Source organism: Rhodoplanes sp. P11 (genome assembly GCF_964266735.1).
Classification (GTDB): Bacteria; Pseudomonadota; Alphaproteobacteria; order Rhizobiales; family Xanthobacteraceae; genus Rhodoplanes; species Rhodoplanes serenus.
The window spans coordinates 57,048-68,502 of sequence record NZ_CAXWGY010000016.1; the positions used below are offsets into that span (position 1 = coordinate 57,048).

Annotated in this window: 10 protein-coding genes; 4 read left to right on the plus strand and 6 right to left on the minus strand. The window is 70.7% G+C overall.

Translation table 11 applies throughout. The features are described from left to right. The first annotated feature begins 178 nt into the window (after positions 1 to 178). Both ppdK and ACFQUV_RS12080 read left to right on the plus strand, forming a co-directional pair. Positions 179 to 3,193 carry a pyruvate, phosphate dikinase gene (ppdK, locus tag ACFQUV_RS12075; protein WP_207211322.1) on the plus strand — a complete coding sequence of 1,005 codons (3,015 nt, stop codon included), beginning with the start codon at positions 179 to 181 and terminating at the stop codon, positions 3,191 to 3,193. A gap of 252 nt (positions 3,194 to 3,445) precedes the next feature. Then, positions 3,446 to 4,138, plus strand: coding sequence for a 2-phosphosulfolactate phosphatase (locus tag ACFQUV_RS12080; protein ID WP_129607148.1), 693 nt, complete (start codon positions 3,446 to 3,448; stop codon positions 4,136 to 4,138). Between the two features lie 304 nt (positions 4,139 to 4,442). Here the strand turns inward: ACFQUV_RS12080 and ACFQUV_RS12085 are convergent, their stop codons facing one another. The 5 genes from ACFQUV_RS12085 to ACFQUV_RS12105 form a co-directional block, all read right to left on the minus strand. Then, on the minus strand, positions 4,443 to 4,640 hold the full coding sequence (locus ACFQUV_RS12085; RefSeq protein ID WP_129607149.1) for a hypothetical protein: 198 nt from the start codon (positions 4,638 to 4,640) through the stop codon (positions 4,443 to 4,445). A 158-nt stretch (positions 4,641 to 4,798) separates the two neighbouring features. After that, positions 4,799 to 5,791 (minus strand): S49 family peptidase, encoded by a 993-nt coding sequence (locus ACFQUV_RS12090; RefSeq protein ID WP_244601401.1) that lies wholly within the window; start codon positions 5,789 to 5,791, stop codon positions 4,799 to 4,801. 515 nt (positions 5,792 to 6,306) lie between these two features. Further along, positions 6,307 to 7,164, minus strand: coding sequence for a tRNA1(Val) (adenine(37)-N6)-methyltransferase (locus ACFQUV_RS12095; protein ID WP_129607150.1), 858 nt, complete (start codon positions 7,162 to 7,164; stop codon positions 6,307 to 6,309). Further along, positions 7,154 to 7,384 (minus strand): DUF2007 domain-containing protein, encoded by a 231-nt coding sequence (locus ACFQUV_RS12100; RefSeq protein ID WP_111388496.1) that lies wholly within the window; start codon positions 7,382 to 7,384, stop codon positions 7,154 to 7,156. Before ACFQUV_RS12100 ends, ACFQUV_RS12095 begins: the two co-directional genes overlap by 11 nt. Beyond that, positions 7,381 to 8,391 (minus strand): glycosyltransferase family 2 protein, encoded by a 1,011-nt coding sequence (locus ACFQUV_RS12105; protein WP_378394919.1) that lies wholly within the window; start codon positions 8,389 to 8,391, stop codon positions 7,381 to 7,383. Before ACFQUV_RS12105 ends, ACFQUV_RS12100 begins: the two co-directional genes overlap by 4 nt. 182 nt (positions 8,392 to 8,573) lie before the next feature. Between ACFQUV_RS12105 and ACFQUV_RS12110 the strand changes: the two genes are divergently transcribed. Together ACFQUV_RS12110 and ACFQUV_RS12115 are read left to right on the plus strand one after the other, a co-directional pair. Beyond that, positions 8,574 to 9,584 (plus strand): polyprenyl synthetase family protein, encoded by a 1,011-nt coding sequence (locus ACFQUV_RS12110; RefSeq protein ID WP_111388497.1) that lies wholly within the window; start codon positions 8,574 to 8,576, stop codon positions 9,582 to 9,584. A gap of 125 nt (positions 9,585 to 9,709) precedes the next feature. Then, the gene (locus ACFQUV_RS12115; protein WP_155478188.1) at positions 9,710 to 10,300 is read left to right on the plus strand and encodes a Uma2 family endonuclease; all 591 of its coding nucleotides are present in this window, start codon (positions 9,710 to 9,712) and stop codon (positions 10,298 to 10,300) included. A gap of 144 nt (positions 10,301 to 10,444) precedes the next feature. Here ACFQUV_RS12115 and ACFQUV_RS12120 read toward each other — a convergent pair whose 3' ends face one another. Further along, positions 10,445 to 11,335, minus strand: coding sequence for a 4-(cytidine 5'-diphospho)-2-C-methyl-D-erythritol kinase (locus ACFQUV_RS12120; RefSeq protein WP_129609636.1), 891 nt, complete (start codon positions 11,333 to 11,335; stop codon positions 10,445 to 10,447). Positions 11,336 to 11,455: the final 120 nt, after the last annotated feature.

Here is an 11,455-nt window from a genome sequence, read left to right on the forward strand (position 1 = left end):
CCCCCCGCGGTGTGCAGTCGAACTGCGCGCGCCGCTCAGGTGCCTTCTGCGATTGCGAAAACCGGAGCTGTCCATGCCCAAGTCGAGCAAAACACTGCGTCGCCGTCCCGCCGGGACCGTGCAGGGAGAGCGGAGTGGCCGGACGAAGGCCGCGGCGAGCGCCCCCGTATCCGCCGAGATGAAAGCACGCGGCAGGTCGGTCGCGGCCCCTGCCAAGGTCGTCGCGGCGCGCGGTGCCACCGCGGTCAAGACGCAGCCTAAGGCCGCATCGAAGGCGGCGCCGGTGAAGCCGGCGGCCAAGCCGGCGACCAAACCGGCAGCCAAGTCGGTCGCCAAGAAGGCGGTCGCCACCGCCGCCAAGGCGATCGCCAAAACTGCGGCCAAGACGGCCGCCAAGGGCACCGCCCAGACCGCCAAGACGGCCGCCAAGGCGGCCAAAACCGCGATCAAGACGGCCGGCAAGGTGGTCGCGAAGGCCGCCGCCAAGGCGAAGCCGGCCCCGGCGGCCGCCCCCAAGGGCAAGTGGGTCTACACCTTCGGCGGCGGCAAGGCGGAAGGCCAGGCCGGCATGAAGAACCTGCTCGGCGGCAAGGGCGCCAACCTGGCCGAGATGGCCAGCCTCGGGCTGCCGGTGCCGCCCGGCTTCACCATCACGACCGAGGTCTGCACCTACTACTATCAGAACAAGCAGACCTATCCGAAGGACCTCGCCGCCCAGGTCGACGCCGCGCTCCAGCACGTCGGCAAGATCGTCGGCAAGACGTTCGGCGACAAGACCGACCCGCTGCTCCTCTCGGTGCGCTCCGGCGCCCGGGCCTCGATGCCGGGCATGATGGACACGGTGCTCAATCTCGGCCTCAACGACGAGACCGTCGAGGCGCTGGCCAAGCAGGCGAACGACCGCCGCTTCGCCTACGACTCCTACCGCCGCTTCATCACCATGTACTCCAACGTCGTGCTCGACGTCGGCTATCACCACTTCGAGGAGATCCTCGACGAGCACAAGGAGGAGCACGGCTACAAGCTCGACACCGACCTCAAGGCGGAGGACTGGGAGAAGCTGGTCGGCCGCTACAAGCTGCGGGTCGAGCGGGAGGCCGGCCGGCCGTTCCCGCAGGACCCCAAGGAGCAGCTGTGGGGCGCCATCGGGGCGGTGTTCGGGAGCTGGATGAACCAGCGCGCCATCACGTATCGCCGGCTCAACAACGTGCCGGAGAGCTGGGGCACCGCCGTCAACGTCCAGGCGATGGTGTTCGGCAATCTCGGCGAGACCTCGGCGACCGGCGTCGCCTTCTCGCGCAACCCGTCGACCGGCGAGCGCAAGCTGTACGGCGAGTTCCTGATCAACGCCCAGGGCGAGGACGTGGTCGCCGGCATCCGCACGCCGCAGGAGATCACCGAGTCGGCGCGCATCCAGTCCGGCTCCGACCGGCCGTCGCTGGAAAAGACCATGCCGGGTCCGTTCAAGGAGCTGGTGAAGTACTACGAGAAGCTCGAGAAGCACTACCGTGACATGCAGGACATGGAGTTCACGGTGGAGCGCGGCAAGCTATGGATGCTGCAAACCCGCAACGGCAAGCGCACCGCCAAGGCGGCGCTGAAGATCGCCGTCGACCTCGCCAACGAGGGCGTGATCACCCGCAACGAGGCGGTGCTGCGCATCGAGCCGGCCTCGCTCGATCAGCTTCTGCATCCGACCATCGATCCCAAGGCCGATCGCAAGGTGATCGCCACCGGCCTGCCGGCCTCGCCGGGCGCCGCATCGGGCGAGATCGTCTTCAACTCCGACGAGGCGGAGCTGCTCAAGTCGCAGAACCGCAAAGTCATCCTGGTGCGGGTCGAGACCAGCCCGGAGGACATCCACGGCATGCACGCCTCCGAGGGCATCCTCACCACCCGCGGCGGCATGACCTCGCACGCCGCCGTGGTGGCGCGCGGCATGGGCAAGCCCTGCGTGGCCGGCGCCGGCTCGATCCGGGTCGACTACGCGGCCGGCACCATGACGGCCGGTGGCCACGTCTTCAAGAAGGGCGACGTGATCACCATCGACGGCGGCATCGGCCAGGTGCTGGCCGGCCGGGTGCCGATGCAGGAGCCGACCCTCTCGGGCGACTTCGAGACCCTGATGGCGTGGGCCGACAAGGCGCGCAAGCTCAAGGTCCGCACCAATGCCGACACGCCCAACGATGCGCGCGTCGCCGTCAAGTTCGGCGCCGAGGGCATCGGCCTGTGCCGCACCGAGCACATGTTCTTCGAGGGCGAGCGCATCCGCGCGGTGCGCGAGATGATCCTGGCCGACGACGAGGCGAGCCGCCGCACCGCGCTCGCCAAGCTGCTGCCGATGCAGCGCAACGACTTCGCCCAGATCTTCGAGATCATGAAGGGCAAGCCGGTGACCATCCGGCTGCTCGATCCGCCGCTGCACGAGTTCCTGCCGCACACCGAGCAGGAGGTCGCCGAGGTGGCCGAGGCGATGGGGGCCGATCCCAAGAAGCTCGCCGACCGGGCCAAGGAGCTGGCCGAGTTCAACCCGATGCTCGGCTTCCGCGGCTGCCGGCTGGCGGTGGTCTATCCGGAGATCGCCGAGATGCAGGCGCGGGCGATCTTCGAGGCGGCCGTCGAGGCCGGCAAGCGCACCGGCGAGCCGGTGGTGCCCGAGGTGATGGTGCCGCTGGTCGCCACCAAGGCCGAGCTCGATCTGGTCAAAGCGCGCATCGACGCCATGGCCAAGGCGGTGATGGGCGAGGCCGGCATCAAGATCAAGTATCAGGTCGGCACCATGATCGAGCTGCCGCGCGCCGCCCTGCGGGCCGGCGAGATCGCCGAGTCGGCCGAGTTCTTCTCGTTCGGCACCAACGACCTGACGCAGACCACCTTCGGCATCAGCCGCGACGACGCGGCGACGTTCCTGGGCGCCTACACGGCCAAGAACATCGTGCCGATCGATCCGTTCGTGTCGATCGACGTCGACGGCGTCGGCGAGCTGATGCAGATCGCCACCGAGCGGGGGCGGGCCGTGCGGGCGGGCCTCAAGGCCGGCATCTGCGGCGAGCACGGCGGCGATCCCGCCTCGGTGATGTTCTGCTCCAAGATCGGGCTCGACTACGTGTCGTGCTCGCCGTTCCGGGTGCCGATCGCCCGCCTGGCCGCCGCCCAGGCGGCGCTCGGCGGCGGCTCGTCCGGCACGGTGTGATCGGAACGGTGTGACGATCGCCATAGCGACGATCGCCATCGTGTGACGATCGCCATCGTGACGATCGCCATTGTGTGACGATCGGCGATCGACGGCGCCGGGCCAGACGCCCGGCGCAGGGCCTCTCCGCTCCCCTCCCCCGCGAGCGCAGCGCGCGGTGATGAGGGGGAGCGAGACGCCGAGCCTTGTGACAATACGGCTTCGGAGCAATTCGTCCTGATGTTCGGGGGCTGTCGAAAGAAAGAGCAGCCCATGGACATCGTCGTCGACAGCCTGCTGGACGGCGCCCGCCGCGCCACCGGGACCGTGGTGGTGATCGACGTGTTCCGCGCCTTCACCACCGCGGCGGTGGCGTTCTCGCGCGGCGCCGAGAAGATCATCATGGTCGAGGCGGTCGCCGAGGCGTTCGCGCTGCGCGACGCCGGGATCGGCAGCGCCTGCATGGGCGAGGTCGACGCCGTCAAGGTCGAGGGCTTCGACCTCGGCAACTCGCCGTTCGAGGCGTCCGAGTTCGACTTTTCCGGCCGCACCGTGATCCAGCGCACCAGCGCCGGCACCCAGGGCGTGGTGGCGGCACTCGGCCGCGCCCACCGTCTCTATGCGGCGGCCCTCGTCACCGCGCCGGCGACGGCCCGTGCGGTGACGGCGGGGCAGCCGGACCGCGTCACCCTCGTCGCCATGGGACGGCACGGCCAAGTGCGCACCGACGAGGACGACATCTGCGCCATCCATCTGCGCAATCTGCTGGAGGACCGGACCGGCGCGCCGGCGGCGGTGCGCGACCTGATCCTCGCCGGCGGCCAGATCGCCGAGTTCCGCGACCCCGAGGTCGCCCACATGCATCCGGGCGATCTCGACATCTGTCTCGACATCGGCCGCTACGACTTCGCGATTCGGGTGACGGCCGAGGACGGCCGCCCCGTCGCGCGGATCGAGCGGGTTTAGAGCATTTTCCGGCGAAGTGGACTCCGGTTCGCCGTCGAAAATGCGATCAAATAATACCGATGGCTGCTGAGGTCGACTCGTCGTGCCCGGCGTTCGGCCGGAGGATGCAGTCCGAGAGTGCTGCCGTTGGTCTGATCTGGTCGGCGGTCGCGTGTCCCGGGCGGAGGCGCGACGCGCCGGAGACCCGGGACCCAGGGGCGGCGATTGCGGAGCTTGCGGCTCTGGGCCCCGGCTCGCGGCACTGCGAGCCGCATCCGGGGCACGAGGCCTCATGCACGTCGCCGGTGAGAGGCAGGATTCGGGCCTATTCGGGCCGGTACACCCCGGTGCGCGGGTCGCGGCGCAGCTTGGGCAGGCGTGCCGGATCGACCGCCTCGACCGGGCGCATCTGCTCCAGCTCCTCGTTGATGCGGCGCCACTCCTTCATCAGCACGCGGCCGAGCGCCGCCACGCCGAGCGCCGCGACGCCGGCTGCGATCATGGGCGGAAACACGAACGGCATGCTGGTTCTCCTTGTCGAAGCCCGCGAACCGGCGCGGCGCGGGCGACCGCTCACTCCATAGTTCGACGCGACGCCCGGAATCGATACAATCCTGTGTCGCTCCGCCGCATCGGCATGTTCATCCGACGCGCATTCACCGGCACGCCGTCCTGGCCGCGCTACAGGCCGTAACGGCTCCACAGCGCGCGTGCCTCCAGGGCCGAGACGATGTCGCCGGCGAGCCCTTCTGGAAATCCGCTACGTCCGCCGGCTCCGAACAGATCATCCCCGAAGGAACCACCTGTCGCGCCGATCAGCCGCCGCGCCAAAAAGCTGCGCTCCGACGCGACCAGCGGCGTCACCACATCCTTGCCGAAGCGCTCGCGCAGATAGCCGCGCAGATCGCCGAGCCGGTCGACCAGCCCGTGCCCGAGCGCCGTCGTGCCGACCCAGTACTCGCCCGAGAACAGGGTCTTTTCGGGGCCGGACAGGCGGGCGCCGCGGCGGGTGCGCACCAGATCGATAAACAATGCGTGAATCTGCTCCTGGATCGCCTTGATGCGGGCGACGTCCTCGGGGTTCTCGGGCAGGAACGGATCGAGCGACGACTTGTGCTCGCCGGCCGTGTAGATGCGCCGCTCGATGCCGAGCCTCTCGATCGCCCGGTCGAGCCCGAAGGTCGCCCCGATGACCCCGATGGAGCCGACGATCGAGGCCGGATCGGCGACGATCTCGTCGGCCGCGCAGGCGATCATGTAGCCGCCCGAGGCGCCGACGTCCTCGACCGCGGCGATCACCGGCAGCTCCTTCTCCTCGGCGAGCTGACGGATGCGGCGGAAGATGAGGTGCGACTGCGCCGCCGAGCCGCCCGGCGAGTTGATGGCGAGCGCCACCGCCTTGGCGCCGCGCACCGCGAAGGCACGGTCGAGCGCGCGGGCCAGGCCGGCGAGCGTCACGCCCGGCCGCAGCGGCGTCGCCATGCCGATCACCCCGGAGATTCGCACCACCGGCACCACCACGGCGTCGTCGCGCCAGCGGCGCGGCAGAACGGGCCGCAGCAGCCGCCGCGCCCGATCGAGAAGAAGGCGGGCCGAGCCGCCCGATCCGTCGGGCTGCGCGCCGGAGACCGGCCCTTCCGCGCCGCCGGGCCGCGCGGTCTCCATTGCCGTCATGGTGCCGTCCTGCATCCGCTGCCTGCTGCTTTCGCCACTCCGCTCGACCACCGGCCGCCGCCGGACGACAAGCCGATCGAGGGCTTCGAGTTTCCGGGGCGATTGTGGCGCCGCATCGACGCGCGGCCGCAGGACGCGAGGGCGGGGTGTCGCAGCCGGCCGTTACGATTCGTTTACCGGCCCCGGTGTTCAGTGGCCGAGCGCCGGCAAGGTTGATCGACCGTGAATCCAACCGCTCGAATGCAGGCGCAATTCTTGCTTAGCGCGAACTCTCGTCGCATCTGCACGTTGCAGATGGGACGAACCGTCGCGGGTTGCCTACCCCCGGCAAACCAGGAGGTGCCGTCATGGAGCTCAAGGTCTTGATCATGGCGTCGCTGTTCGGCTTCATCGCGGCCATGTATCACGCGCCCGAATGGCGGCTCGGCCGCCGCGTCCGCCGCGGCTGAGGTTTTCGCACACGCTCCGCACCTCCCTCGTTTCGCGGCCACTCCCTGCGGTCCGTGGCCCGGCTCTCACGATGCCGCGAGCGGCAGCGTCGCGCCGCCGCGCAGCACGGCCTCCGCCTCGGCGCTGGGCAGCCCTGCCGCGTCGGTGAGCACGAGCCCCGGCCACAGCGCCAGCGGCGCCCGCCCCCCCTTCTCGGCCCGCACCAGGACCCGGATCGCCGGCCGGCCCGGCTTGCCGTGGATCGGCAGCACCGCAATGGCCCCGAAGCCGCGGTCGAGCTGGGCGAGCAGATCGCCGAGCCGGTCCGCCGGGTGAATCAGCGTCAACGTGCCGCCCGGTCGCAGCAGCCGCGCCGCCACCGCGATCCAGCGGGCCGCCAGATCGGCCGCCGCCACATGGGCGCGGCGCCGCTCCGGATCGGGCGAGGCCGACAGCCGCCGGTGATCGTTGAACGGCGGGTTGGTGAGCACCCGGTCGACGCCACCGGGCGAAAGACCGGCGGCCGCGAAGACGTCCGACGCCGCCTCGACATCGAGCGCCACGGCGTCGACCCGGTCGCCGAGGCCGTTGCGCCGGGCGTTCTCCCGGGCGGCAGCCGCAAGCGCCGGCTCGATCTCGACCAGGCTCGCCCGTAGCCCTGGTACCCGCGCGGCGAGCAGCAGCCCGGCCGCTCCCACCCCGGCGCCGAGATCGACGGCCTGCTCGCCGGCCCGGCCCGGCGTCGCCGCCGCCAGCAGCACGGCATCGTGGCCGAAGCGATGGCCGCGGCGCGGCTGGAGCAGGCGGAGGCGGCCGTTCAGCACCGCATCGTCGGTCCAGGCGTCCGCGCTCCCCAGGGCCGCCGGCCACCCGGCCGGCGCCTCGCCCGGAAACACGTCGCCTGGAGGCGCCTCGCCGGCGGGCGCGCGAGTCTCAGCCGACATCGGGCCGCAGCTCGTGGCCGAGCCCGGCGTCGCGCAGCAGCCCCTGGGCGACTCGCACCGCGGTGTCGGGCACCAGCAGCCGGCGCGGCAGGATGCCGATCGAGCCCTCCAGCACGCTCATGTTCTGATCGAGCACCAGGTGGTCGATGCCGGCGCCGTCGAGCAGCGCCACCACGGCCGACAGCAGCACCGGATCGTTGGTCCGCAGAATCTCCTTCACGGCCGGCTCCCCTCCCCGGCTCGGACGCCGACGCCGGCGAGGCCCGGTGCCGGCTGCGCCAGATAGGCCAGGAGCTTCATCTCGCGCCGCCCGCGCGTGACCGTGTCGAGCACGAGACCGCAGGCGATCGACAGCACCGCCACGATCATCATGCCGGTGGCCAGAATGGCGGTCGGAAAGCGCGGCACCACGCCCTGCTCCAAGAAGGTGACGACGATCGGCACCGCCAGCGCGATCGCCAGGGTCGCGACGAGGAGCCCGATCCAGCCGAAGAACGGCAAGGGTCGCTCGGCCCGGTACAGCTTGGCGATGGTCCATAGGATGCGAAAGCCGTCGCGCCAGGTGCTGAGCTTCGATTCCGACCCGTCCGGGCGTGAGTAGTAGGGCGTCGCGATCTCGGCCACCGGCATGTCGAGCTCCAGGGCATGAACGGTCAGCTCGGTCTCGATCTCGAAGCCGCCCGACAGCACCGGGAACGACTTGACGAAGCGGCGCGAGAACACCCGGTAGCCCGACAGCATGTCGGTGACGGCGGCCCCGAAGGTCCAGCGCACGAAGCCGGTGAGCAGGCGATTGCCGAAGCGGTGGCCGCGCCGATAGGCCCCCGCCCCCTCCGCCACCCGAGCCGCCACCACCATGTCGAGCCCGTCGTCGAGGAGGCGCGCCACCATGGCCGATGCGCTCGGCGCATCATACGTAGAATCCCCGTCGACCAGGACATAGACGTCGGCGTCGACGTCGCTGAACATGCGGCGGACGACGTGCCCCTTGCCCTGCTGGGCGACGCCGCGCACCTCCGCGCCGGCGGCGCGGGCGACCTCCGCGGTGCGGTCCCTCGAATTGTTGTCGTAGACGTGGATGGTGGCGTCCGGCAGGGCGGCCCGGAAGTCGGCCACCACCTGGGCGATGGAGGCCTCCTCGTCGTAACACGGCACCAGGACGGCGATCCGCAGGCCGGTCTCAACGCCGGAGCGGGATGCGCCGCGGCGGTCGAGCAGTCGCGTCAAGTCGGTCCTCCTACGGACGATTCGCCCCAGACGTTTCGCTACGGACGTTTCGCTACGGACGTGTCGCGAGGGACGCATCGCCACGCCCGTTGCGGAAGCGCCACGCCAGTGGCAAACAGCGCACTTGCGGCGCTATCGTAGCATTTCTATTGTCCCTGGTCCTTGCTTTCGGAGAATCGGCGTTGGCCGTCGTTATTCCTTTCGAGTCCCATTCTGGCGCGTCCATCGATCGCCTGGTGACCCACGTCAACGCCGACATGGCGCGTGTCAACGCCGCCATCCTGTCGTGTACCGGCTCCGAGGTCACCATGATCCCGGAGGTCGCCAACCATCTCATCACCTCGGGCGGCAAGCGGCTGCGGCCGATGCTGACGCTCGCCATGGCGCAGCTCTCCGGCTACGAGGGCGACGGCCACGTCAAGCTCGCCGCCTCGGTCGAGTTCATGCACACGGCGACGCTCCTGCACGACGATGTCGTCGACGAGAGCGACATGCGCCGCGGCAAGCTCGCGGCCCGCATGCTGTGGGGCAACGAGGCGAGCGTGCTGGTCGGTGACTTCCTGCTCGGCCAGGCGTTCAAGCTGATGGTCGAGGTGGGCTCGCTGCGGGCGCTGGAGATCCTGTCGAACGCCGCCGCCGTGATCGCCGAGGGCGAGGTGCGGCAGATCGGCACCGCCAAGAACACCGCCACCACCGAGGACGAGTATCTCGCCGTGGTGCGCGCCAAGACGGCCGAGCTGTTCGGAGCCGCCTGCGAGGTCGGCCCGGTGATCGCCGAGCGGCCCAAGGCCGAGCAGGCCGCCTGCCGCTCCTTCGGCATGAATCTCGGCATCGCGTTCCAGCTCGTCGACGATGCGCTCGACTACGGCGGTAAGGCCGCCAAGCTGGGCAAGAATGTCGGTGACGACTTCCGCGACGGCAAGATCACCCTGCCGGTGGTGCTGGCCTTCCGCCGCGGCTCGGATTCCGAGCGCGACTTTTGGCGCCGCACGCTGGAGACGGGCGCGATCGCCGACGGCGATCTGGAGCAGGCGATCGCGCTGGTCGCCAAGCACCGGGCGCTCGACGACACCATCACGCGGGCCCGCCACTACGGCTCCATCGCCCGCGATGCGCTCGCCCTCTTCCCAGACTGCTCGATCAAGCAGGCGCTCGAAGAGGCCGTCGAGTTCGCCATCAGCCGCACCCACTGAGCGGCTACCTGACTCTCCGCCCCGTGCCCGGACAACGCACGGCGGGCGCCCGCGTCCGGGACACGGAGGCTGAGCGCCGACAGCGCCCGCATGACGGGCGCCGCGATCTTTGCTACATTTCCGGCATGACGGTCCACCCCCCGGTGACGCGCACCACGACGGCGGCCGAAGGTCTGCCGCGCTGGCGATTCACGGTCGCCGAAATCGACCGCATGACCGAGCTCGGCATCTTCCATGAGCACGAGCGGATCGAGCTGATCGGGGGCGAGATCGTTCCGATGGCGTCCAAGGGGCGGCACCACGAGATTCTGAAGTCGGCCCTCAATCTCCACTGGGCGCGCCGGCTGCCGGACGATCTCCTGTTCACCACCGAGACCACCTTCCGGCTCTCCATCGACACCTTCCTGGAGCCGGATTTCGTCTTCTATCCCAAGGCCGAGGGCTGGTCGGGCCTGACCGCCGCGACGGCCCGGCTGGTGGTCGAGGTCGCCGATTCGAGCCTCGGCTGGGATCGTGGCCGCAAGGCCAAGCTGTATGCCGGCTTCGGCATCGCCGAGCTGTGGGTGATCGATGCGGTGCGGCTGACGACCCGCATTCATCGATCGCCAGGTCCGGACGGATATACCGCGGTGACCGACTGCGCCGCCGACGTGCCGCTGGTGCCGGAGCAGGTGCCGGCGCTGGCGGTGACGCTCGCGGCGCTGGAGCTGCACTGATCACACCGGCCTCGTGTCCCGGGCGCGGCGCACTGCGACGCGCAGCGCCGTAGGGCGCCGCTGAACCGAGGCCCATGCGGCGACAGACAGTTCCGCGCAAGACCCCGGCTTTGGGTGCACAGGACAGGCGCCAGCGCGATATCGTCACCGCGCCAGCGCGGTCGCCTGCACCCACCAGCCCGGATGGCGGCTGCCGAGGGTGAGCGCCGCGTCGGCGGCGGCGCGCGGCTCGTCGAACAGCGCGAAGCAGGTCGAGCCCGACCCCGACATGCGGGCGAGCCGGCAGCCGCGCTGGCGGCGCAGCGTCGCCAGGAGATCGCCGACCGCCGGAGCGAGCCCGATCGCCGGCGGCTCCAGGTCGTTGCGGCTCTCCGCCAGGTATTCCCAGAAGCCGTCCGGATCGGCCGGCACCGCATCGTCGGCGGTGGCCTCGCCGCGGCGATCGCCCGGCGCCAGGCCAAGCGCCGTGAACACGTCGCGGGTGGCGAGCGGAAACCCCGGCCCGACCAGCAGGGCGAACAGCGGCGGCAGCGCCACCGGCGGCGCCAGCCGCTCGCCGACGCCGCGCATGATGCGCGGCCGGCCGGCGAGGCACACCGGCACGTCGGCGCCCGTCTTCAGGGCCGCCTCGGCGAGCCGCGGGTCGTCGAGCGGAAGCCCGTTGAGGCGGGCGAGCAGCCGCAGCGCCGCGGCCGCATCCGACGAGCCGCCGCCGAGTCCACCGCCAGCCGGCAGCCGCTTGACGAGGTCGAAGGCACCGAGCGCCAGGCCGGGCACGCGCTCGGCCAGGAGCCGCGCCGCCTTGAGCACCAGATTGTCGCCGAGCGGCCCGGCCTGGGCCGCGGTCGGCCCCGAGACGGCGAGATCGAGCGCCGGCCCGGGCCGCAGGGTGAGACGGTCGCCGAGCGACGTGAAGGTCACCAGGCTTTCCAGCTCGTGATAGCCGTCGGCGCGCTTGCCGAGCACGCGCAGCGTCAGGTTGATCTTGGCGGGGGCGGTCTCTTCGAGAAGATCGGATGCGACGGTCGCAGTCATCTGAGGTCCGCGTCATGACCTCGTCGTGCGCGGGCGGAGACCCGCGCGCCCACCGACGAAGGACATGATCTTCTCGAAAGGATGGGTCGCCGGGTCAAGCCCGGCGACGAGCCGGGACGA